At 37.3% G+C, this 25235-nt stretch carries 21 protein-coding genes; 3 read left to right on the top strand and 18 right to left on the bottom strand.

The window, feature by feature from the left end:
• Positions 1-8: 8 nt before the first annotated feature.
• The gene (mutS, locus tag RST01_RS03335; protein WP_147194048.1) at positions 9-2606 is read right to left on the bottom strand and encodes a DNA mismatch repair protein MutS; all 2598 of its coding nucleotides are present in this window, start codon (positions 2604-2606) and stop codon (positions 9-11) included.
• Positions 2607-2925: 319 nt separating this feature from the next.
• On the opposite strand from mutS, the gene gntK reads away from it, so the two are divergent.
• Positions 2926-4470 (top strand): gluconokinase, encoded by a 1545-nt coding sequence (gntK, locus tag RST01_RS03340; RefSeq protein ID WP_147194050.1) that lies wholly within the window; start codon positions 2926-2928, stop codon positions 4468-4470.
• Between the two features lie 111 nt (positions 4471-4581).
• On the opposite strand, the gene gnd is transcribed toward gntK, so the two are convergent.
• Positions 4582-5478 carry a phosphogluconate dehydrogenase (NAD(+)-dependent, decarboxylating) gene (gnd, locus tag RST01_RS03345; RefSeq protein ID WP_066785841.1) on the bottom strand — a complete coding sequence of 299 codons (897 nt, stop codon included), beginning with the start codon at positions 5476-5478 and terminating at the stop codon, positions 4582-4584.
• Between the two features lie 138 nt (positions 5479-5616).
• Between gnd and RST01_RS03350 the strand changes: the two genes are divergently transcribed.
• Positions 5617-6462, top strand: a complete 846-nt coding sequence (locus RST01_RS03350; protein WP_147194051.1) for a MurR/RpiR family transcriptional regulator — start codon at positions 5617-5619, stop codon at positions 6460-6462.
• Positions 6463-6602: 140 nt separating this feature from the next.
• Here RST01_RS03350 and RST01_RS03355 read toward each other — a convergent pair whose 3' ends face one another.
• Positions 6603-8021 carry a DHA2 family efflux MFS transporter permease subunit gene (locus RST01_RS03355; protein WP_147194053.1) on the bottom strand — a complete coding sequence of 473 codons (1419 nt, stop codon included), beginning with the start codon at positions 8019-8021 and terminating at the stop codon, positions 6603-6605.
• Positions 8022-8189: 168 nt separating this feature from the next.
• Here RST01_RS03355 and RST01_RS03360 point away from each other — a divergent pair, with 168 nt between their 5' ends.
• Complete coding sequence (locus tag RST01_RS03360) at positions 8190-8732, top strand: TetR/AcrR family transcriptional regulator (RefSeq protein ID WP_147194054.1); 543 nt, start codon at positions 8190-8192, stop codon at positions 8730-8732.
• A 144-nt stretch (positions 8733-8876) separates the two neighbouring features.
• On the opposite strand, the gene RST01_RS03365 is transcribed toward RST01_RS03360, so the two are convergent.
• The 15 genes from RST01_RS03365 to RST01_RS03435 all read right to left on the bottom strand — a co-directional run bounded on the left by RST01_RS03365 (position 8877) and on the right by RST01_RS03435 (position 24792).
• The gene (locus RST01_RS03365; RefSeq protein WP_147194056.1) at positions 8877-10205 is read right to left on the bottom strand and encodes a GntT/GntP/DsdX family permease; all 1329 of its coding nucleotides are present in this window, start codon (positions 10203-10205) and stop codon (positions 8877-8879) included.
• Between the two features lie 288 nt (positions 10206-10493).
• Positions 10494-11048: an outer spore coat protein CotE gene (gene cotE / locus RST01_RS03370; protein ID WP_066791840.1), complete on the bottom strand. Its 555-nt coding sequence runs from the start codon at positions 11046-11048 to the stop codon at positions 10494-10496.
• Between the two features lie 146 nt (positions 11049-11194).
• Positions 11195-11629: a YlbF/YmcA family competence regulator gene (locus RST01_RS03375; protein WP_066785828.1), complete on the bottom strand. Its 435-nt coding sequence runs from the start codon at positions 11627-11629 to the stop codon at positions 11195-11197.
• Positions 11629-13176: a tRNA (N6-isopentenyl adenosine(37)-C2)-methylthiotransferase MiaB gene (gene miaB / locus RST01_RS03380; protein ID WP_147194057.1), complete on the bottom strand. Its 1548-nt coding sequence runs from the start codon at positions 13174-13176 to the stop codon at positions 11629-11631. The genes RST01_RS03375 and miaB overlap by 1 nt, the downstream gene beginning before the upstream one ends.
• A 166-nt stretch (positions 13177-13342) precedes the next feature.
• Positions 13343-14209: a 2-oxoacid:ferredoxin oxidoreductase subunit beta gene (locus RST01_RS03385; RefSeq protein ID WP_066785824.1), complete on the bottom strand. Its 867-nt coding sequence runs from the start codon at positions 14207-14209 to the stop codon at positions 13343-13345.
• Positions 14196-15947, bottom strand: coding sequence for a 2-oxoacid:acceptor oxidoreductase subunit alpha (locus RST01_RS03390; RefSeq protein ID WP_147194059.1), 1752 nt, complete (start codon positions 15945-15947; stop codon positions 14196-14198). Before RST01_RS03390 ends, RST01_RS03385 begins: the two co-directional genes overlap by 14 nt.
• A 214-nt stretch (positions 15948-16161) precedes the next feature.
• The gene (locus tag RST01_RS03395) at positions 16162-16518 is read right to left on the bottom strand and encodes an SdpI family protein (protein WP_147194061.1); all 357 of its coding nucleotides are present in this window, start codon (positions 16516-16518) and stop codon (positions 16162-16164) included.
• A 165-nt stretch (positions 16519-16683) separates the two neighbouring features.
• Positions 16684-16950, bottom strand: coding sequence for a stage V sporulation protein S (locus tag RST01_RS03400; protein WP_066785813.1), 267 nt, complete (start codon positions 16948-16950; stop codon positions 16684-16686).
• A 117-nt stretch (positions 16951-17067) separates the two neighbouring features.
• Positions 17068-17865, bottom strand: coding sequence for a TIGR00282 family metallophosphoesterase (locus RST01_RS03405; RefSeq protein WP_147194063.1), 798 nt, complete (start codon positions 17863-17865; stop codon positions 17068-17070).
• A 146-nt stretch (positions 17866-18011) separates the two neighbouring features.
• Positions 18012-19568, bottom strand: a complete 1557-nt coding sequence (gene rny / locus RST01_RS03410; RefSeq protein ID WP_147194064.1) for a ribonuclease Y — start codon at positions 19566-19568, stop codon at positions 18012-18014.
• A gap of 245 nt (positions 19569-19813) precedes the next feature.
• Positions 19814-20857, bottom strand: a complete 1044-nt coding sequence (gene recA / locus RST01_RS03415) for a recombinase RecA (RefSeq protein WP_066785806.1) — start codon at positions 20855-20857, stop codon at positions 19814-19816.
• A gap of 171 nt (positions 20858-21028) precedes the next feature.
• Complete coding sequence (locus RST01_RS03420) at positions 21029-22282, bottom strand: competence/damage-inducible protein A (protein WP_147194066.1); 1254 nt, start codon at positions 22280-22282, stop codon at positions 21029-21031.
• Between the two features lie 146 nt (positions 22283-22428).
• The gene (gene pgsA, locus RST01_RS03425; protein WP_066785797.1) at positions 22429-23007 is read right to left on the bottom strand and encodes a CDP-diacylglycerol--glycerol-3-phosphate 3-phosphatidyltransferase; all 579 of its coding nucleotides are present in this window, start codon (positions 23005-23007) and stop codon (positions 22429-22431) included.
• Positions 23008-23053: 46 nt separating this feature from the next.
• A complete protein-coding gene (locus RST01_RS03430) occupies positions 23054-23974 on the bottom strand; it encodes a helix-turn-helix domain-containing protein (RefSeq protein WP_147194068.1) in 921 nt (306 codons plus the stop codon).
• A gap of 17 nt (positions 23975-23991) precedes the next feature.
• Entirely contained in the window at positions 23992-24792 is an 801-nt protein-coding gene (locus RST01_RS03435; RefSeq protein WP_066791839.1) for a DUF3388 domain-containing protein, read from the bottom strand.
• Between the last annotated feature and the right edge of the window lie 443 nt (positions 24793-25235).

Raw genomic sequence — 25235 nt, forward strand, 5'->3', positions numbered from 1 at the left:
ATCTCCTATTACTTTAATAATTTCTGCTGAAGCGAGTATACAAGCTGCAGTGCCTCCATTGGCGTTGTACCTGAGACGTTTACTTGCTTCAACGTGTCAATAATTTCATTTTCCGATGGCGAATAGTCTGGCTCGGCTTTCGTTTGGGGTAACGCCGGCTTCTCTTCTTCAAAAAGGGATAGCTGTGTTTCTTCATGCACAGCTAGTGATTTCTTGGCATTTTTCTCCATATTTTGGTCAGCGCCTTCAAACTGGTTTAGTAATATTCGTGCGCGTTCAATAATAGCAGAAGGCAATTCAGCTAGTTCCGCTACATGAATACCATAGCTTTTATCCGCTGGTCCTTTTTTTACTTTATGCAAAAATACAACTTTACCATCTTGCTCTGTTGCAGAAACATGAACATTCTGAAGCCTCTCTAATTCATTCTCAAGTGTTGTGAGCTCATGGTAATGGGTAGAAAATAACGTATTGGCGCCAATCTTGTCATGGATATATTCCATCATCGACTGCGCTAATGCCATACCATCATACGTAGACGTTCCTCTACCTATTTCATCAAAGAGTAATAAGCTGCTGCTTGTTGCATTAGTGATGGCTTGCTGTGATTCAAGCATTTCAACCATAAACGTACTCTGGCCACCAGCTAAGTCATCTGCAGCGCCAATCCGAGTGAAGATTTGATCGATGATCGGTAATTCTGCTGCATCTGCTGGTACGTAACACCCAATTTGGGCCATCACTGCAATTAATGCAACTTGCCGCATATAAGTACTTTTCCCGGACATATTCGGTCCTGTAATCAGCATCATATTTTGCTCAGCACTTAAAACGCAATCATTCGGTACATATAGTTGCTTGTTCATCATCTTTTCAACTACCGGATGTCGTCCATTTGTAATTTTCATAGAACGTTCAGTGTGAAATACCGGTTTTATAAAATGATATTTTTCCGATACCTCAGCAAAGCTTATGAGAACATCTAATTCGCTAATGGAAGCAGCCAATGCTTGTAGTCGAGGAATAAATTGTTTCAATTCCTCTCTGACCTCTGTAAATAGTTGATATTCAAGGACCAGACTTTCTTCTTCGGCATGCAAAATGATAGATTCTTTTTCTTTCAATTCCTCTGTAATATATCTTTCAGCGTTTGCCAATGTCTGTTTTCGTTCATAACGAGATAAATCCACTGCATTGATATTGGATTTTGTCACTTCAATGTAATAGCCAAATACACGGTTATAGCCGATTTTCAAATTTTTAATTCCTGTTTCTTGTCGCTCTCTTTGTTCCAATTGAGCTATCCAATCTTTCCCGTTATGTGAAGCATCCCGAAATTCATCAAGCTTTTCATTGAAGCCTTCCCTTATAACGCCACCTTCTTTGACTGAGATAGGCGGATGGTCTGTAATAGCATTACTTAAGTAAGCTAGAACATCATCACACGCGTCAATTACCCGACCTAGCGAAGGAAGTTGATCCCCGTTCGATTTTAATAGCACATTCTTTATAGCAGGAATGTTGTATAGGGAGTCACGTAATTGAGCCAAATCTCTGCCGCCTACATTGCCAAAAGCAACTCTTCCAGCAAGTCGTTCTAAGTCATAAACTTTCGAAAGAAGCTCTTTTAATTCTGCCCTTGCAAAATAATCTTCTAGCAGTTCCGTTACAATGTTTAGACGTTGTTCAATTGCACCTCGGCTGGCTAATGGCTGATGTAGCCATTGCTTTAATTTCCGACCGCCCATTGCTGTAGATGTATCGTCCAACAGCCAAAGTAGCGTTCCCTTCAAATCACCACGTAATGAAGAAATCAACTCTAGATTGCGTTTGGAGTTGGCATCAATCTTCAAATAATGCTTGGTTTCATGGAAAACAAATGATTGTATGTGACTTAATGAACGCATTTGGGTATGTTCAATATAACAAAGCAATAACTGGCAAGCTTTGTGCAACTCTTTTGGTACATCTGCAAAATAACGTAGTTGGTATTCCGCTATACTATCAACCCTATTCTCGATTGATAGAACAACAGACGAAGAAGAGGCAAGGCTTTGGAAGTCATCGTAAACAGCTTCTTCTATCACCAATTCTCTAATATTCAAAGCATGCAGCTGTTGGAACAATTCCTTTTTCTCGCCTTCAATCCACATCGCAGCCGCTTCCCCTGTTGATAGATCAAGATAACTGAATGCAAATTGATTATTATTTAGTTTTACAGCTGCACCAATAAAGTGATTGGACTTACCGTCTAGGTCTTTACCTTCCATAATAGTGCCTGGCGTAATAAGTTGAACCACTTCTCGTTTAACTACACCCTTTGCGACTTTTGGATCTTCTGTTTGTTCACATACAGCTACTTTAAATCCTTTTTGTACGAGTGTTTCAATGTAATTTTGGGCAGAATGATGAGGAACGCCACACATGGGTATACGCTCTTTTGAGCCTGCATCTCTGCTCGTTAATGTAATTTCTAATAATTGAGAAGCACGAACAGCATCATCAAAAAACATTTCATAGAAATCGCCTAAGCGAAAAAATAAAAAAGCATCTTTATAATCTGCTTTTATCTGCAAATATTGTTGCATCATAGGTGTATAAGACATTTTAATACCTCTCTTATGTTGCTAAATCTTATTATTATTATAGCAAATGGGTGTCGAAAAATCGTTTATCAGTCATTGGAAAGTGTTTTTATAGGAAGCCCAGCTACTACCTTTAAAATTTTTAAGGCATTTACGTTACAATCCTTTTCTTCCCTGAATAGAACAGCTAAAATAGAAAAGGAAATATTTTTTCTGAAACCGTTTTATTACAAGAAATAATTTTTATTATTTAATCTATTATATCTATTTAACGTTTCCTTACAATGGTTTTACCAGATGAGCGAAATGAACTTAAAAGATAACAAAAGGAGCCATCTACATGTCAAATAGATCTTATTACCTTGGTGTTGATATTGGCACGACTGCTACAAAAGCTGTTTTATTTGGCGAAAAAGGCCAAGTCATCAGTACACATCGTGCAGGATATCCTTTATATAGCCCAACTCCTAGCGTAGCAGAACAAGACCCAGACGAAATTTTAAATGCAGTAAAAGAAACTATTCGAGTTGCTATTGAGAAGAGCCAAATAAATGTAGAACAATTAAAATTGGTATCATTTAGTGCAGCCATGCATAGCCTTATTGCTATTGGTGAAAACGGGAAACCCCTTACTAGATGCATCACCTGGGCCGATAGCCGTGCCACTGACTGGGCAGAAAAAATAAAAAAAGAAATGAATGGGCATGATATTTACAGTCGAACAGGCACACCGATCCATCCGATGTCCCCTTTATGTAAAATTACATGGCTACGCCACGAGAAAAAAGAGATTTTCTCTAAAACCTATAAGTTTATTAGTATGAAAGAATATGTGTTTCATCATTTCTTCGGACGCTATATAGTGGACCATTCTATTGCTTCTGCAACAGGCATGTTCAACCTTAAAAATGCAGCGTGGGATGAGCAAGCACTGTCAGTAGCGGGCATTACAAAAGACCAACTTTCAGAGCTTGTGCCAACGACATTTTATCTTGATGGTTTAAAACAAGAAGTGTCTGAAGAACTTGGTATCCCTACACATATTCCATTTGTCGTAGGAGCGAATGACGGTGTTCTTTCTAACTTAGGTGTGAATGCAATCGATCCAGGCGTTGTGGCCGTAACAATTGGGACGAGCGGAGCCATCCGTACTGTAACTGACCGACCTGTAACCGATCCAAAAGGACGTATCTTCTGCTACGTACTCACAGATAAGCATTGGGTTGTTGGTGGACCTGTCAATAATGGCGGTATGACATTCAGATGGCTGCGTGATGAACTTGCTTCTTCAGAAGTTGAAACAGCCAAACGTCTAGGTATTGATCCATATGATGTATTAACGAAAATTGCTTCCAATGTAAATCCAGGCTCGGACGGTCTACTATTCCATCCTTATTTAGCCGGTGAACGCGCACCGCTTTGGAATGCCAATGCCCGTGGTTCTTTCTTCGGATTAGGTTTACATCATAAAAAAGAGCATATGATCCGGGCAGTATTAGAGGGTGTTATCTTTAATTTGTATACCGTCTTTATCGCCCTTCAAGAAGTAATCGGTGTGCCAAATAAAATCCAAGCTACTGGTGGCTTTGCCCGTTCTGCATTATGGCGCCAAATGATGGCTGATATCTTCAATCAAGAAGTGTCTGTTCCTGAAAGTTTTGAAAGCTCTTGCTTAGGAGCCATCGTTCTAGGCATGTATGCACTAGGCGAAATTGAAGATTTTTCAATTGTTTCTGATTGGGTTGGTTCTACTCATCTACACAAACCAATCGAAGAAAATGTTGAATTATATGTTGAATTGATTCCTATCTTTATTCGTATTTCTCGGATGCTTTCACAAGAATACGAAGACATTTCCAAATTCCAAGAAAAATGGGTTAAATAAATGTGATGATGTCCTATTACTAGACAATCTGCTCTAGCAATAGGACATTTTTATGCTTAAAAAAAGAGCCAGTCACCCAAAAGGCAAAAGACTCTTCCATTTATTCATTTATTATTTTTTTTCAACTGCATGGCCGCCAAATTCATTGCGAAGAGCAGCTACCACTTTTCCTGTAAACGTATCTTCTTCTAATGAACGATAGCGCATCATCAAAGCAAGTGATGTTACTGGCACTGGCGCTTGTAATTCCAACGCTGTTTCAACAGTCCATTTTCCTTCGCCTGATGAATGCATAATCCCTTTCAATTGATCTAATTTAGGATCTTTTGAGAAAGCATTTTGAGTTAATTCCATTAACCATGAACGAATAACAGATCCATGATTCCACATTTTCGCTACATTCTCGTAGTCATAATCAAACGGACTCTTTTCTAATACTTCAAACCCTTCCGCGATCGCTTGCATCATCCCGTATTCAATACCGTTATGAATCATTTTGAGGAAGTGACCACTACCGGATTTCCCTGCATATAAGTAACCGTCCTCTACACAGATGTCTTTAATAATCGGTTGTATAGTTTGGAAAGCCTCTTCCTCTCCACCTATCATCATACAAGCACCTTCTAGTGCCCCAGAAGTTCCGCCACTTGTGCCACAATCCATAAAGAAGATACCAGATTGCTTTAACTCTTCGGAGATGCGCATTGCTTCTTTATAATGTGAATTCCCGCCATCAATTAAGATATCCCCTGCTTCTAGTAGGCCTTTTAATTGTTCAATCGTTGTTTTCGTAATATCTCCTGCTGGCACCATTAACCAAATTATGCGCGGTTTTGGCATTGCTGCTACAAGCTCCTCTAACGTTCCGAAGCTATTGCCTCCCGCATCTTTAAATTTGGATGTTGCTTCTTCATTCACGTCTGTCGCAAAAACTGTATGTTCATGTTTTAGTAAATTCAAACCTAAATTAAAGCCCATTTTCCCTAAACCAACTAAACCAATATTCACCTAAAACACTCCTTTTCCTTCTGTTTCTTTTATTATAGCGAAAATATTTTCTTTTTTAAATTAAAAATATGAAAAAATATTTCTAACCAGAATTATGCTATACTACTTTTACGAGTATGAACGGAAAGGATTCTAATTATGCCCCATAACACGTTAAAAAAAATTCAATCACTATATCCACGCCTAAGTGAAAAAGAAAAGAAAATAGCTGACTATATTAAAGATAAACCCGAAAAAATCGTTAATCAAACAATTAACGAAGTATCGCAAGACTTAAATATTGCAGATGCAACTGTTTTCCGCTTTTGTAAGCGCTTAGGTTTTAAAGGATACCAAGCCATGAAAATAGCTCTTGCAGCCGAAATCACAAAGCCTATTAAACAAATACATGAAGAAATAAAGGTAGATGATGACGAAATCACTATCTTTGAAAAAATTTTCAAGTCTAATATCCAAACACTTGAAAACACACTCCATGTAATTGATGGATCAGCAATTGTGAAAGCGACTCACTTAATTTGCAATGCAGCTAACATCTATTTTTATGGCACCGGTGGTTCTTCTGTAATCGCTATGGATGCGTATCATAAATTTATTCGGACAGGAAAAAAATGTTTTGCTTTTATTGATTCTCACTTCCAATTAATGTCCGCTTCTCAGCTTTCCAAAGATGATGTAGCCATTGTCATTTCTCATTCTGGACGCAATCAGGATACGTTGCAAATTGCTAAAACTGCTAAGGACAAAGGTGCAGCAATCATTGCAATCACAGGATTCCCTAAATCTCAAATAAGCCAGTTAGCTGATGCCTCCCTCTACACGAGTTCAGAGGAAACAGAATATCGCTCAGAGGCATTATCCTCTAGGATTGGTCAGTTAAGCATTATCGATGCTCTTTATGTAAACACCATGGTGCAGCATAAAGAAGAAGCAAATGTAGCCCTCGAACATATTCGCGATGCTATTGCTAAAACACGTATATAAAAAAGGATAGATGACATGTATCTATCCTTTTTGCTTTATAGGTTCTTGTTTCCTAAAGTAGTATCCGGCAAGTAATAGATAAATCATATAATAGCAGCCAATACAAATTATTTTGTATTGGCTGCTTTTTATGCATTTGTTTAATTCTTTGATTTAGATGGAACAAATAGGGTTAAGACAAGCGCAATAATAGCTAAGATTGTCATAAAATAATATGAATCACTTGAGCCTAAAACTGAAGCAAGAGTTTTGATTACCTTAACTGGAGTATTTGGTGTTTCCTTTAATAATGTTTCAGCATGACTTGTTGTTTGTGCTGTGAAAATTGTAATTACCACGGCAGTACCAATTGCACCAGCAATTTGGCGTAAAGTATTGTTTACAGCAGTTCCATGCGTCACAAGTGCACGAGGTAAAGAATTTAAACTAGCTGTGTTCAAAGGCATTGTGATAAAACTTAATCCTACACGCAAGAAAATAGTCCGTATCATTAAGAAAACAAAGGGAGTTGTCTCTGTTAGATCTGTTACAACCCACATAGAAGGAATAATAAAAATTAATCCTATGATAAATAAAGGTTTCGCTCCAAATCTATCATACAATTTACCTGTCACTGGAGACATTAAAGCATTGACAATCGCTCCAGGTAATAATAGTAATCCAGCTTCAAAGGCAGAGAACCCTCTTCCGTTTTGTAAATATATCGGCAATAGTACCATATCAGCATACATCATCATGGTGACTATAATGTTGATGATGGATGTCAAAGTAAACAATTTATTTTTAAATACTGATAAATCGAGTAAAGGTTCAGTAGATTTAGACTGCTTTAAACAGAAAGTCAGTATTGCAACTATCCCTAGAATGATAGTGCATAATACAACCATATCCTCCCACCCCCTGCTGCCTGCAGAACTAAATCCATATAAAATAAAACCAAAACCGATTGTAGATAAAATAACACTAACTATATCTAGTTTTACTTTTTCTGTTTCTGAAACATTCATTAAATATTTCATTGCTAAAACTATAATTATTATAGTAAAAGGTATGATTCCAATAAATAACCAACGCCATGAATAATACTCTATTATAAAACCTGCTAGTGTAGGAGCAATTGCTGGAGCGAAAATGATGGCTAGTCCGATGAAGCCCATCATACTCCCTCTTTTTTCTGGCGGGAAGATAAACATAACAACACTCATCAAAAGAGGCATAATTATTCCAGCACCAATTGCTTGAATCATACGACCTATTAATAATAATGGAAAGTTTATTGCTACCGCACATATTATTGAACCAAATAATAGGAAACCCATTGAACTTAAAAATAACTGGCGTGTTGAAAATCGTTTCATCAAATAGGCAGTAATAGGTACTAATACTCCGTTAACTAACATAAAACCTGTGGCTAACCACTGTACAGTCGAAGCAGATATTGAAAATACAACCATTAGTTTACTAAATGCAACATTTAAGAGTGTTTGATTTAGAGTTGATAAAAAACAACCCAAAATTAATACTGTTAATAATACTTTTTTATTTATTTTATTGGACATATTCTATTTCCTCTCGTTAATTTGCTTTTTTAACACTGTGTCAATAAAATAGATAATATCATTTATTTAAATTGATTCCTATTTACAATTTTTTTAGAACTGATAACTATACAACACTTTTTTTAAAGGCATCGTCTTAATATAAGTAAATAGACAAAGGAGACCAAAATGAACAAACAAAAAAAGGAAGACCCTCGCGCCAAACGCTCTAAACAAATGTTAAAACAAGCTGCAGTGGATATATTGATAGAAAACCCTAATATATCAAAACTAACTGTTCAAAAAATATCACAACAAGCAGGATTAAATCGCGCAACATTTTATTTACATTTTTTAGATATAGGAGACCTTTTAAAGCAGTTAGTCCACAATATTTTTGACGACTTGTTGTTGGAAATGTCTCCAACCTTATTCGTTGATGATAAAAACAATAAAGAACAATTAATTGCATTTTTAGATTACTTTTATAAACATCGAAAAATTTTTTCTGTTCTTATTGAACACCCTGGTTTCAAAAAAAAATTACAAATGATCTTAACGGATTCTATTGTCATGAAAAGAGAAAGAAAAAGTAAGGAAATTGAAGTAACAATTTTATCGATGGATATTCTTGCTTCCTCAATCCTCGGTATAATCATGTGGTGGCTAAAAGATGGAGTTCAGTTTAGTTCTGAATACATAGCAACGCAAATTATTGAGTTATATCGCTAATTTTAGAAGATCAATAATATCTTGTATCCGACTTACTATAGTTTCATAAAATAAAAAAGAACATCACTATATAATAAGTGATGTTCTTTTTTTATAGAGGCCAAAGTGTTGTTTTATTAAACACCTGAGAAGACTCACGTTTTTTTAAATAAACGCGTTTAAGATTAATGCAAAGATAAACGCCATAAATGACAGAATGGTCTCTAAAGCTGTCCAAGTCTTAAACGTTTCTTTAATTGATAATCCTAGATATTCTTTAACCATCCAGAATCCTGCATCATTCACATGTGAAAACATTAATGAACCGGCACCCGTTACAATAACCAGTAACTCTAAGTTAACACCAGACATATTCGCAATAATCGGAGATACTATGCCTGCTGCAGTTGTCAGTGCAACTGTTGCAGAACCTGTCGCGATACGAATTAAACCAGCAATAATAAACGCCAGTACTAGAGGAGATACAGAGAAATTCTGTGCCAAATGGCCAATGGTATCACCGACACCACTATCAATCAAGATTTGTTTAAATCCGCCACCTGCACCGATAATCAAAACAATAGATCCTACTGGGACTAAACAATCTTCTGTAAATTTCTTGATAGCCTTGCGATCTTGTCCTAAACGCAGGCCAAGGAAATAGTATGCTGAGAAGACAGAGATCAATAATGCGATTAGCGGGCTACCGATTAAAGTGAATAGTTTTTCAATTGTTTCACTCGCTTTTATATATGGCGCAATAGTACCAAGCACCATTAAAATAACCGGCAAAAGAATAGAAAAGAATGAAATCCAAGTGCTTGGCATTTTGTCCTTTGGTATTTCTTCTACATGGACAAATTCAGGCTCTTCTTCGGGAGTGACACGTTTACTAATAAACTTAGCGTAAAGCGGACCTCCGATAATGCCAGATGGAATGGCAATAATTAAAGAATATAAAAGCACTTTTCCCAAGTTCGCATTGTAGATGCCTATAGCCGCTACTGCTCCTGGATGTGGTGGAACTAAGCCATGAACAATGGATAATCCAGCAATGGCAGGTAATGCAATTAATAAAATATTTTTCTTTGATGCTTTTTGTATCGAAATGACAAGCGGAAGTAAAATTAAAATTCCTACCTCAAAAAAGACCGGAATCCCAATTACAAATCCAGAGAAAAACATAGCCCAAGGCAATTTCTTTTCTCCGAACACTTTTATAAAGTAATTTGCGATGCGTAGCCCTGCCCCCGACTCAGCGAGCATCTTCCCTAGAATAGCGCCAAGTGCGATAATACCAATTAAGTGGCCGAGCGTCCCACCAACACCTGTTTCATATGCTTTTACGATTTCATCCAGCTTCATGCCAGTGAAAATAGCAAGGAACAGACTAGCAATCAATAAACTAATAAAAGCATGCCATTTAAAGACAGATACACCTAAGATAACGATGACAATCGCTAGCAGTGTAATCAACAATAAATATGCGTCCATTTTACTTCCCCCTTTTATATGTTCTTCTATCATGTAAGCATTTTCATTAGACTTATTATAAGGAAAAAATTTTTATTAATCAATATAGAATATGAAAAAAAAATACATGAACTTATGATATTCTAAGATATACCATTTCTCTTTGTATTCCCCAATACCTTAAAACTATACAATTTAAAACAAAAAAGCCGAGATTTGCTCTCGGCTCAATTTTATACTTTTCCCACTATTAACAGATATCAAGATCAAAACTAACTAGATTGTCACTCTTTCAGAAAAGCAATTGATTTATCCAAATGATGATGATTCTAATCCACTTGAGGAACTGGAAGAGCTAGAAGAACTGGAAGAAGAAGAGCTTTCATCTTTAAAGTCCCATTCTTCTTCATCATCTAATGGATGGATGCTAATGCAAATCGTTGTTTCTCCCACAATTTCCGCCAGTAATTCTCTCTCTATTGTAATAATAAATTTTTCACCATCCGGACAAATAATGGCCTCAATGCAGTTTGGATGCTGGATGACACGGATATGCACCTCTTCTTTACCTGTTGACTCGTCTTCATCCCTGTAATGTAGCTTGATTCTTTCTTTATAGGGAATGGATTCTGAATGGACAGCCGTTTTAGAATGATTGTTATAGGCATACCATACATTAATATCATACTTGCCAGTGACTTCGACAAACTTGCCGACTTTTTTTGCAGAATAAGTATGATTGATGACCCAGCATCCTAAGATACTTGATGGATTATTTGGCGGACGCAGGTTTTCTGTGCATTCTGTACTTTTTTTACCCTTTGCAATCACTGCTTTTGTCACAATATGACGTAACTGTTTCAGCATGATTCCTCCTTTATTCCGTTCACCTCATCATATGCGGCTATGGCCTAGCAGGTTCTTAAATCAGTTGAAAAATAAAAATGGACAAAAAAGATGCCTTAAAACAAAAAGTTGTTTTAAGACATCTCTGATGATGGGCTACTAAATTATGAGCAGCTTCCAGGCTGTGAATTACGCACTTTAGATCCTGTTTCTCCTCTTAATACATCGCCGCCTGTTGTTTCCACAATTTCATCTGTTACTCTGTTAGCAATTGAATTTGATACAAGCTGTAATAGGTCGTTGACATCGCCTTGTGATTGTTTAAATTCTACGACGATCGGCAATTCATCAATTTCTGCTTCGATTTTCTCTATTTTTTCATCAATTAATTTTAGTGCTTTTTCTTTTCCGTAATGTTGGAAATTTACAGCTTGTTTTTGTAAGCTTTTTAGACTAGCGATTTTTTCGCGAACAAATTGATTTTCATTAATTTGTGCTTCTGCCCGTTTAAAGAAATCCACTTCTTCAGTATTTGCAATCATGTGTGCAATTTCATGTGCTTTTTTAATAATATCGTCTTTTGTATATAATTCTGTCATTATACCTTCACCTCTTCACTCGCTATTACTTCAACCAATTCACCTGACAAAGACCATGTTTTTGCTTCTGTCACTTTGACTTTAGCTAATTTGCCGATTACTTCTTTAGGTGCTTTAAAGTTAACGAGTTTATTTTTTCTTGTATATCCTGCTAAAACATCAGGATTTCGCTTACTTTCTCCCTCTACCAAAACTTCTACAATTTCACCATCATACTTTTTCAATGCTTTGCCGCAATATTCATTTACCACAGCGTTTAAACGCTGTAGTCTATCTTTTTTCACTTCTAACGGCACATTATCTTGCATTTTAGCAGCTGGTGTTCCAGCGCGAGCTGAATATATATAAGTATAGGCCATTTCAAAGCCTACTTCTTTGTAGAGAGATAATGTTTCTTCGAATTGTTCTTCTGTTTCATTCGGGAATCCCACAATAATATCAGTTGTCAACACTACATCCGGCATTTTTGCACGAATTTTACGCACTAGTTCTAGATAGCTTTCACGCGTATATTTTCGAGCCATAATTTTCAGCATATCAGATGAGCCTGATTGGACAGGCAAGTGGATATGTTCTACCAAATTGCCTTTCTGCGCTAATACCTCTATTAATGCGTCATCAAAATCTCTTGGATGGCTTGTCGTAAAACGAATGCGCGGAATATCAATTTTACGTAAGTCGTCCATTAAGTGGCTCAAGCGATATTGTCTATTCTCAAAGTCTTTGCCATAAGCGTTAACATTTTGGCCAAGCAGTGTAATTTCTTGATACCCTTGAGAAGCAAGAGAACGTACTTCTTGAATAATATCTTCCGGCAACCGGCTTCGTTCTTTGCCCCTTGTGTAAGGGACGATACAATAGGTGCAAAACTTGTCGCAGCCATACATGATATTTACCCATGCCTTTGTATTTCCTTTACGTACCTTTGGAAGGTTTTCTATAACATCGCCTTCCTTGGACCATACTTCAATCACCATTTCTTTTGAAAGGTAAGCTTCGTTTAAGATTTCAGGAAGCCGGTGGATGTTGTGTGTGCCAAAAATCATATCAACTTGATCATATGTTTTTAATATTTTCTTGACCACTGCTTCTTCTTGGGACATACAACCACAAACACCAATCAGCAGATCTGGATTTTTTAGTTTTAATGGTTTTAGATGCCCTAGCTCACCAAATACACGGTTTTCGGCATTTTCTCGAATGGCACATGTATTCATCAGTATAACATTCGCTTCTTCGACATTTTCGGTTGGTTCATAGCCAAGCTGTAAGAAGATGCCAGCCATTACTTCTGTATCGTGTTCATTCATTTGACAGCCGTATGTACGGATTAAAAATTTACGTCCCGTCCCCATACCCATGAATTGTTCATCAATATTAAAATCCTTATGGTATTGGATTTCTTCCTTGCCGCGTTTTTTGGCATCTTTTAAAGAAGGGGCCGTATACGTGCTTTGAAAATATTTGCTATAGTCTTTTTCAGTATTTGCACTGGATGACTTAGAATTTATTGCTTGTTGACTAGCTAGTCGTTGTTCTTCGTTCATGGTATTCTCCTTTCGATCGAGTACCCATCTTCCTATTATACTGGAGTTGGAAGGATTCCTACAAGATAAGAGTACGAAATGTTGGCTATTCGCCATAAAATTCTTTTTCGAATAAATAAAAAAGAGATCAAGTTAAATACTTGATCTCTTTTTAAAAAGTTAGCTACTACATAAAGTCGTTCATCAATTCTTGAAGTTGTTCTTCTTTCATCATAATGTCCGCTTTATTCAAAGGTTCTTTACTGTAGCCTTCCACTTTATCCTGATAAGATTCTTCTTCATTGTTTTGATAGATAATACCTGTCACTAGTCCATCATGTTCCATGACAGTTTTCATTGCTTCCGCCCGATTTGTATTATCATAGCCTTCAATGCTTGAAAGTTTTGTTAAGTTTTCTTTAAACCAATCATACGTATTCACTTTATTATAAGTAACACATGGACTAAACACATTGATAAAAGAAAAACCTTTATGTTTCATTCCTTCTTCAATAATAGCTGTTAGTTCTTTCAAGTCAGTCGAAAAACTTTGAGCTACAAATGTTGCACCAGAAGATAGTGCTACTTCAAGTGGTTTTAATGAAGGCTCAATGGCACCACCAGGAGTAGATTTTGTAACAAATCCTGCAGCTGAGCGAGGAGATGTTTGGCCCTTTGTTAAGCCATAAATTTGGTTGTCCATGACAACATAAGTAATATCAATATTACGACGGATCGAATGGATTGTATGCCCCATTCCGATAGCAAAACCATCTCCGTCACCGCCTGTTGCGATAACGTTTAAATCACGATTGGCCATTTTGAGGCCTTGTGCAATTGGTAATGCTCTACCATGAATACCATGCAAACCATAAGAATTGATATAACCTGATAGACGTCCAGAACAGCCTATCCCGGATACGACCGCCAATTCATGCGGTACGATTTCAAGATTTGCTGCTGCACGTTGAATAGCAGCTTGTACAGAAAAGTCGCCACAACCTGGGCACCAGTTAGGCTTTACTGTATTTCGAAAATCCTTAAATGTTACCATCTGTTAGCAACTCCTTTACACGGCCAAATAGTTCTTTTGGCAAGAACGGTGTGCCGTCATATTTCGTCAAGTTGACGATTTTGTCATGGTGTCCCATGTTTAATTTGATAATATTCGCTAGTTGGCCTGTTGCATTGTTTTCAACAACAATAATCTTTTTAGCGTTTTCTACTAACGGTTTCATTTCTGCAACCGGGAATGGATGTATTAATCGGATATGTGCATGGTTTGATTTAATACCCTCTGCTTCAAGCATTGGAAGAATCTCTTCAATTGCACCTTTTGTTGAGCCAAATCCTACGATTAATATATCTGCCTCTTCATGTGGTGCTGCTTTGAAGACCGGATTCTCAAAATGTACATGCTGTAATTTTCTAAAACGCTTGTCCATTTGATTTTTACGGTTACCAGCTGCTTCAGAAGGTTTTCCTTCTTCGTTATGCTCTACGCCTGTAACATGGTGGATACCATATTTCTGTCCAGGAACAACACGTGTTGAGATACCATCTTCTGTCACTTCATATCGTTTGAAGTATTGTTTATCTTCAATTTCTGGCAATTCACCAAGATTTAGCTTACCACGGCTAATGTTAATTTTTGAGTAATCAAACGGTTCAACTGTTTGTTTACCTAGTGATAGCTGCAAGTCAGACAAAATAATGACAGGAAGCTGTAATTCGTCCGCAATATTAAATGCTTGAATTGTATCATAAAATGCTTCTTCGCCCGTAGAAGGTGCGATAACTACTTTCGGAATTTCACCGTGTGTACCATAAAGCATTGCCATCAAATCGGATTGTTCTTGTTTTGTTGGCAGTCCAGTTGATGGACCTCCACGCTGTGTATCAACGACTACAAGTGGTGTTTCTGTCATGCCTGCTAAGCCTAACGCTTCCATCATTAATGAAAGACCAGGACCAGCTGATGCTGTGAATGCTCGTACGCCGCCATAATTTGCTCCTATTGCCATTGTAGCTGCTGCGATTTCATCTTCTGTTTGGATGACTGTGCCACCGAATTTAGGTAATTTCTTAATGAGATATTCCATAATTTCAGACGCCGGAGTAATTGGATATGCAGCCATAAAACGAGTACCTGCTGCAAGTGCTCCTAAAGCAATGGCTTCATTCCCAATCATAAATAGACGATGTTTGCCATCTCCTGGCTCAAGTTCAAATTTCCCTGCTTGATCTTGTAATAAATCATTCATCACTAAATGGCCTTTGGCAATAGCCTCCATGTTTTTTTGGACAACTGTTTCACCTTTACGACCAAAGATTTCATCTACAACAGATTGAAATGCTGCATCCTCTAAGTTCATAAGAGCAGCAGTTGCACCGATGGCAACCATGTTTTTCATTAGGGAAGTCCCTAGTTCTGTTGCAATTTCTGTGAATGGAACAATATATAGTTCAGCTATGCAATCTTCAGGCTTAGTTGGTTTGAATTTAGCATCAGCCAGAATGACGCCTGCTTCATTTAATTCTTTATAATTGACATCGATTGTTTCTTGGTCAAACGCAACCAATATGTCCAGATCATCTGGAATCGTATGCACAGTCGAAGTACGAACGTTGATTTTATTATTTGTGTGGCCACCCTTAATACGAGAAGAGAAATGGCGATATCCGTATAAATGGTAACCAAGTCGGTTCATCGCAGTGGAAAAAATCTCGCCGGTACTTTCAATACCTTCCCCCTGCTGCCCACCGACTTTCCATGAAAGCTGATGTAACATCAATTAACATCTCCTTAATATACAAACGTTTAGCAATAATCCTACATAAGTTTAACACGAACAAGCGCTTGAAACTATTGTTATGGGATGAAATTGCTTAAAATCAGACCTTTGACGGAAAGCACATTTTCGCAGATGTTTTAAGTACTCAATGTAATGATGCCAAAAGCTATTGCTTAATCTGACTACTAATGACATAGTGGCAACAAATAATTTATTCTAACAAAGTTTTTTCTAGCTGCTTTAATTTCCTTTCTATAGCCATAATTAAATGAATAGACGATACTATCATCAACCCGATAATAACAAGAAGAGTATACTCACCATTTGATAAAGCAAAGCTTACTACAATGTCCAAGACCATTAGAATAACACCATATAAAATTAATAGTTTGGTGCTGTATTTATTTCCTTCCTTCCAAAGCACCTTATTTTTCATGGAGCGTGTTGTTCGATAGCCGTATAGCCCATTTATATCTTTTGGTGGCTTATACAACAATATCAGTCCAGCAATGATAAAGATTCCTCCCACAAGAATGCTCATTCCAACATTAATTAATAGCGTGCTCATTCGAATCCCCCATTCTAGTTAATTTACATTATATAACATTTAAGTAAACGGTGGAGTCACAATGAAGTTTTATTGCTTTATGTACTTTTATCTGCCAATTAACCGCTGAAAAGCAAAAAAGACAAAGGGATATCTCCCAATGTCTTAAGTAATGAAGTTAGCAATCTATCTTACTCGTTTTTCAACAAGAAGCTTTAATGCTGTACGATCTTCTCCAGCAATCAAAATATCTGTAAATGCTGGCGAACAAGTTAAATCTGTTCCGCTTGGTGCTACAAAGCCCCGCGCAATAGCAATAGCCTTTACCGCTTGGTTCAGCGCTCCTGCTCCTACTGCTTGCATTTCTGCAAATCCTTGCTCTCTAATCACTGCCACTAATGCTCCTGCCACAGAATTAGGGTTTGAGCGAGATGATACTTTCAATGAATCCACAACTATTCCTCCCTTAGTTTGAAAAAATCAGGGACATTTGATTGTCCATGAAGCATTGTATGCTCGCTCGCTTCCAGTTAGACTTCAAATTCTGAATTACAGTCATGGCAATCTTATTTATCCTTTTAAAGGCTTATCTCCATTAATATAGATTCGTTCAATACTTTTCGCTTTACCAGTTGTCGTATCCAGCTCAACAATCAATCCGCTAAATACTTCTCTGCCTTCTTGTGGCACTTCAAAGCGTACAGGCATATTTGTTTTAAAGCGATAAAGCACACTTTCCTTCTTAGTGCCTAATATCTCATCATACGGTCCTGTCATACCCACGTCTGTAATATAAGCTGTACCCTTTGGTAAAATTCTTTCATCCGCTGTTTGTACATGGGTGTGTGTCCCAACAACAACCGAGGCTTTTCCATCTAAATGCCAGCCCAATGCCACTTTTTCGCTCGTTGCTTCGGCATGGAAATCAACGAAAACAAGAGGAGAAGTTTTCTTTGCTTCAGTAATTAATTCTTCTGCCATAGCAAAAGGGTCCTGATGCGGTGGCAAAAATGTTCTTCCGTGCAAATTGATGATAGTGAGTGTCTCCCCGTTTTTTGTGATTGAAACCATCCCTTTGCCCGGCGCCTCTTCAGAAAAATTAGCAGGACGTATTAAATAATCGACATCATCTATAAAATCAAATATTTCTTTTTGATCCCATGTATGATTGCCCATTGTGATAACATCTACACCCATCATCAGTAAATCCTGATAGATTCGTTTTGTAATGCCTTTACCTTTTGCCGCATTTTCTCCATTTGCTATCACAACGTCTACTTGATATTTTCGTTTCAAACGAGGCAAATAATGTTGAACAGCCTCCAATCCTATATCTCCCACTATATCTCCTATAAATAAAATTTTCATTGTTCCACCCATTCCATAAAAAAAGGCTTCTCGACCGAAGATCTAAGAAGCCTTTTGTCATTTAGTTTAGTTTGTAAAAAGTTAGAAATGATTTCGTTTATCGTTCCACTTTATAGCTATAGCAAGAGATGATGTAATGCTCTCTTTTATTTTGCGTAGTCTACTGCCCGCGTCTCGCGAATAACAGTAACTTTGATGTGGCCTGGATAATCTAGTTCGTCTTCAATTCTTTTTCGAATATCACGTGCTAGGCGGTGTGAAGCCAAATCATCCACTTGGTCCGGACGTACAATAATACGGATTTCGCGGCCAGCTTGAATGGCAAATGATTTTTCCACGCCTTCGTAAGACTCTGAAATTTCTTCTAGTTTTTCTAAACGTCTAATATAGTTTTCTAGCGTCTCACTTCGTGCTCCAGGACGCGCAGCAGATAAAGCATCAGCTGCTGCAACGATGACTGCAATAACGGATGTTGGCTCTGTATCACCATGATGTGAAGCGATACTATTAATCACGACTGGATGTTCATGGTATTTTGTTGCTAATTCAACACCGATTTCAACATGGCTTCCTTCTACTTCATGGTCAATCGCTTTTCCGATATCATGAAGGAGACCAGCACGTTTTGCCAACGTCACATCTTCACCTAATTCGGCTGCCATTAATCCAGCTAAATGTGCCACTTCTATTGAGTGTTTTAATACATTTTGGCCATAGCTTGTCCGGTATTTCATGCGACCAAGGATTTTCATTAAATCAGGATGAAGATTATGAATTCCTACTTCAAAAGTAGTCTGTTCACCTGTTTCGCGAATTTGTTCATCAATTTCACGACGAGACTTTTCTACCATCTCTTCTATGCGAGCTGGATGAATTCGTCCATCTTGAACTAATTTTTCAAGTGCCAATCTTGCTGTTTCACGGCGGATTGGATCGAAACCAGATAAAATAACTGCTTCTGGCGTATCATCAATGATTAAATCAATACCAGTAAGCGTTTCAAGCGTACGGATATTACGGCCTTCACGCCCGATAATGCGGCCTTTCATTTCATCGTTAGGCAAGTTTACAACCGATACAGTGGTTTCTGCCACATGATCTGCTGCAAAACGCTGTATCGCTAATGATAAAATTTCTCGTGCCTTTTTGTCAGCATCTTCCTTTGCACGTGTTTCTGCTTCTTTAGTCATAACGGCAATATCAGTTGTTAACTCATTTTCTACTTCTTCTAATATAATCGTTCTTGCATCTTCACGTGTTAATGCTGAAATGCGTTCGATTTCAGATTGTTGTTTAGCAACAAGCTCTTCCGCTTTGCTTTCCATCTGTACAATATGCTGTTGTCTTTCTACTAACGCCTCTTCCTTACGCTCTAAACCAGATTCTCTCTTGTTAAGCGCTTCATCCTTACGATCAAGATTCTCTTCTCTTTGCAATAAACGGTTTTCTTGTTTCGTAAGTTCTGAACGGCGTTCGCGGATGTCATTTTCTGCTTCAGTTCGAAGTTTGTGAGTTTCATCTTTTGCTTCAAGTAATGCCTCTTTCTTTAGAGCCTCTGCTTCCCTTTTACCTTCTTCAACAATTAGTTCTGCAGTGCCCTTTGCACCTGTCACTTTTGAATCATTCACCTTTTTCGTAATAAAATAGATCACAGCTGCACCGACGATCAGTCCAATCAAAGCGGAGATGACTATTTCTATCATTCGAACACCTCCCCTTGAGTTATTGATATTTTCTTTTAGTCGGCTTTACATTGAGTTAACAATATAGCGCCAATTTCATTTCAAATTTAGAAATAATACATATTAATTGTATAGTTGATAGATAGACCTGTCAAGGATTCACAGTTTTTGGATACCCAAAAATACTAATAATTCTGTGATTAAAATCCTATATTTCTCCTAGCTAAAAAGGCCTCTTTTAATAAGAGGCCTTCACAGTTTTATTATTACTCTTCAAATAGAGTAGGATTTTCTTCTGGTTCTTCGATAACTTCATATTCTTGCTCACCAATACCTGAAGCCACCCTAATTTTTTGTGCAATTTCTTCACGTACTTCTGGATTCTCTTTAAGGAATTGTTTTGCATTTTCACGACCTTGGCCTAAACGTTCATCTTCATACGCATACCATGAGCCGCTCTTTTGTACGATATCTTTTTCTACGCCGATATCGATGATTTCTCCCTCTTTAGAGATTCCTTCGCCATACATAATATCAACTTCTGCAGTTTTAAAAGGTGGAGCTACTTTATTTTTTACTACTTTGATTTTAGTACGGTTACCGACCATATCATTACCTTGCTTAATTGTTTCAGCACGACGCACCTCTAAACGAACTGATGAATAGAACTTAAGCGCTCTTCCGCCTGGTGTAGTTTCAGGGTTCCCAAACATTACACCGATTTTTTCACGGATTTGGTTAATGAAGATGGCAATTGTATTTGATTTATTAATAATACCGGATAGCTTACGCAATGCTTGAGACATCAAACGCGCTTGCAAACCGACATGGGAATCACCCATCTCGCCTTCAATTTCTGCTTTTGGTGTAAGAGCAGCAACAGAGTCGATTATAATAATATCAATAGCACCACTGCGAACTAGTGCTTCTGCAATTTCTAGTGCTTGCTCACCTGTATCTGGTTGAGAAAGCAATAATTCATCAATGTTTACGCCTAGTTTGGACGCATAAACTGGATCAAGCGCATGCTCTGCATCTATGAAAGCTGCTTGTCCTCCATTTGCTTGTACTTCTGCAATGGCATGAAGTGCTACTGTTGTTTTACCAGAGCTTTCTGGTCCATATATTTCTATCACACGGCCGCGGGGATAGCCACCCACTCCAAGTGCTGTATCAAGAGCTAAAGATCCAGTAGAAGATGTAGAAACTTTACGATCTGCTTGCTCGCCTAATTTCATTACAGAGCCTTTACCAAATTGTTTTTCAATTTGTTTTAAGGCCATATCTAATGCCGCTTTCCGTTCGTCCACTCTGTTTCCTCCTATTAAGAACACTTTTTTATTTCTAAACCTACTATACTTCTTTTCTGAGAAAAACACAAGAAAAAAGCGAACATTTATTCGTTAAAATGTACACTTTTAAAAACCAAACGCTAAATTGAATATAGAATTCAATTTTAGCGTTTTTTTAGTTGAAATCTTTTAGGCTCTTTCATAGCCCTTTTCAATTAATAGCTGAATTAAACGATAGAATGCAGATTTCGTTGCACGAAGTCGATTTGTATTACGGCTGCCAGATAATTGGAGGCGATACGTATGCGGAGGCTCATCACCAATTGCAATACCAATCCATACAGTACCAGCTGGTTTATTACCGTGTGCTTGCGGACCTGCTGCGCCTGTTAAGCCAACGCCAATAGTCGAACCAAATTTCTCCTTCACTAAACGCGCCATTTCACTAGCACATTCACTGCTGACAACGCCATGCTGTTCAATCACTTCTTTCGCCATGCCTAATTGATTAATTTTTACTTGCTCATTATATGTGACCATTCCGCCGAGTAATGCTTCACCCACCCCCGGATTATTAGCCAGTTCTGCTTGGAATAGCCCAGCCGTTAAACTTTCAGCAGCAGCGATGGTTAATTCATTCTTCATCAGCATTTTAGTTAATACGCTTGATATAGAATCATCGTCTACCCCGTAAAAATAATCTCCTGCTATGTGTAAAATTTCTTCTTTGGCTACTCGAATTTTTTTCCATGCCTCTTCCGTCGTGTCGGCATTCGCTGTAATGCGTATTGTCACTTCACCATCAGAAGCTAATGGTGCTAGCGTTGGATTCGTTTGGTTTTCTAGTAAATGTTGAAGCTTATCTTCTAATTCAGCCTCGCCTATTCCGTAAAAACGAAGCACGTGAGAAACAATTTGGCCTTTTGAAACAAGAGAAGTAAGCAATGGCTTTGCTTCGAATTGGAACATGGGTTCAATTTCCTTCGGCGGGCCAGGTAAAAGAATGTAAGTGTGATTGCTCGCTGTATACATCATGCCAGGAGCCATGCCATTTCTATTAGCTAAAACATGCGAGCCTTTAAGAACAAGAGCTTGTTTGCGATTATTTTCAGTCATTGGTTTGTTTTGGTTTTGGAAGAATTCAACTATGCTTTTCATTGCATCCTTGTCTTCTTCGAGTTCAATATGTAAATGCTTTGCGATTGTTTCCTTTGTTAAGTCATCCTTCGTAGGTCCTAATCCACCTGAAAAAATAATAAGGTCCGAGCGATTTTCTGCAATAGTAATTGCATCAAGTAGTCGATTTGGATTGTCACCTACAACAGTATGATAATAAACATTTATTCCGATTTCAGCTAATTGACTTGAAATAAACCGTGCGTTTGAATTAGTTATTTGACCTAACAATAATTCAGAACCCACAGCAATAATTTCTGCATTCATCTAAATTCATCTCCTTAGACATCTCTTCATTAGTAAAAAGACTCACCGTTCAGTATATGGAACGCCACGTTAGTGGTTGTACTGCTGCAAGCAACAGGACAAAATGAGTCTTTATAGTATTTCCTTATTAAGTTTGAAATAAACCGCTATTTAGATTCTAACAAAATTTTTCGATTTAACCAGAAATAGTCGAGTCCAGACCAAATCGTAAAGATAAGGGCCACATACAACATAATTTGATCAAAAGGAATGCCCCACATAGCAAAAATAATATTATGAAGCAATAGGAAGGCAATAGCTAAAATTTGTGTCCAAGTTTTAATTTTGCCTAACTGATTAGCAGCAACTACTTCACCATGTTCTGCACAAATTAAGCGCAAGCCTGTAACTGCAAATTCTCGGCTGATAATAATGATGATGACCCATGCAGGAGCATAGTCCAAACCAACCAATAAAATGAAAGCAGAGGATACTAGCAATTTATCTGCTAACGGATCTAAAAACTTCCCTAAGTTTGTCACTAGATTGTATTTTCTTGCATAATACCCGTCAATCCAGTCCGTCAATGACGCAATAATAAAGATTAAAGCTCCGACTAAATGCTCTACTGGCATCGTAGCCCCTAACATAGTCAAATTGCCCCAATGAAAGTCGATTACCATTATTATTACAAATATCGGAATGAGACATACACGAGACACTGTAATTCTATTAGGTATATTCATGTAATTCACCTTTCTTGCAAAGGACAATCATCACTTTTATTGATGACTACTCCTCTTCCTCCAATTTGATGACGATATTTTGAGTATAGCGTTCTGTTGGAGATGCTGCAAACTTAATCTGCTTATTATTCACATAAATTGTACCATTAGGAGATGCGCCGAGCCTTACTCTTATGCTTTTCTTACCTGTTGCATCCATCTCTAAGACATCACCATTATTGTACATTTGGTCAGCTTTAAAATTTTTCGCTTGGCTTGAAATTTCATTACCGCTTTCATCTTGAATGCCAATCCATGTGCTACCAGTCACTTTTACTTTTACTTTCAAATCTTTCGTACCAGTTAAAGTATAAGTGGTTGTAATATTGTCGCTTTCTAATTTACCTTTGGAGATAAGCGGCTTCTCTTCTTTTTTCGAAGAGGTATTTTCTTCTTCTTTTGTATTCTCTTTTTCTTTATTTACGTTATCTTTTTGAGATGATTGCGCTTTATTTTTATGTGAAACATCAGTTGATTCAACATTCACATCTTGTTTAGGATCATCTACCACATCACTCTTAAAATTATGTTGTTTTAAGAACCAAATGGAGACAATAATAACAATAATAAATAGTGCAACAATAATTTTCGGCATCCAATCAACACTTTTTCTTGCTGCTTTTTTCGTCATGGCTCTCCGTTGTACAGGTTGAGATATAGGAGATGTTGCAGCACTTTGATCTGCAGATTTATTAGCTGGAATTTCACCTTTATATGTTTCTAGTAAGTCATTGCTATCCAGATCTACTGCTTCCGCATATTGTTTAATGAAAGCCCGCACATAAAAGGATCCCGGCATAATACTGTAATTGCCTTCTTCAATGGCAGATAAATACCTTTTTTGGATTTTTGTGATTTCCTGTAAATCATCCAGACTATAACCTTTTGACATTCTCGCTTCTTTTAAACGAGTTCCTAATTCTGTCAATGATATACACCTTCCTGTTAAAAATTAAATCCTCCAAATCCACCGAAATTACTTGGGTCTTGCATGAAATCTTTATCCTGCTCCAACAACTTATATGTAATTTCTTCATCTGGATGATGTCTTAGTTCGATAATGTAGTCAAAGTCTTCAATTGTGTATTCGGATTGCTGAACAAAGACATCAGGATGTTCCACCACTATAATTGTTGGTAATTGCATAATTTCTCGTACTAACTGTTTATGCCCTTCATCTGTTGAACGTCTCGTCACCACGCCATCTAAAATAAACACATTGTTACTGTTAAATTCATCGCCAAGCAACCGATTGCGTAATGTTTGTTTTATCATAGTAGACGATAAAAATAGCCAACGTTTATTTGCAGAAACACTTGCGGCTACGATTGATTCAGTTTTGCCAACTCTTGGCATACCACGTATACCGATCAACTTGCGGCCATCTTTTTTATAAAGTTCCGCCAAAAAATCGACCAACAAACCAAGTTCATCTCTTACAAAACGAAACGTCTTTTTTTCATCTGCTTCACGTTGAATATAACGACCATGTCGAATGGCTAAGCGGTCCCTTGTTGTCGGCTGCCTAAACTTAGTTACTCTAATCGTTTCCATCGTTGAAATAATGTTTTTAAAACGTTCAATTTGCTCGTCCTTTTCAGCACGTAGTAGCATTCCGCGCCTGACTTGGTCCACTCCGTTAATAGTAACGATGTTCACTCTCAGCATACCTAATAGCGATGCAATATCCCCTAGCAATCCGGGGCGGTTGATTTGTATTTCGTATTCAAAATACCATTCTCTCACATTCAACGTTCCCTTCTATTAAAAGACGCATGATACCTTTTCTATGTTCCATAATAGCCGATTTTTCTACATAAGAAAAGAAAAAGAGAGAGAATTCCCCCTTTTTCCACTCAAGTATTTTAATTGACGACAAGAGCCTTGTTTGACGTTTTTTCCATTCGGGAAGAAATGAAAGATAAAAGTCTTAGCTACAAATATATTTATGGAAATATTGTAATCTAAAGCAAACAATAACTAAGGACGAATAGTACTCTATATTACAAAAAATTAGAAAGTCTTCTATATGCATTTCATAATATTTGATACTAATATTCCCTCATGTAAAGTCTTTTATTATTAAATTGAAATGAGAGGAATTACTTGAGGTAATAAGTGAAGCTTTTTATAATTCTAAAAAAGGTAACAGACCCTCCAAAAATATACCATATATGTCTGCACCTTTA

The organism is Rummeliibacillus stabekisii, from assembly GCF_007988965.1.
GTDB classification, from domain to species: Bacteria; Bacillota; Bacilli; order Bacillales_A; family Planococcaceae; genus Rummeliibacillus; species Rummeliibacillus stabekisii.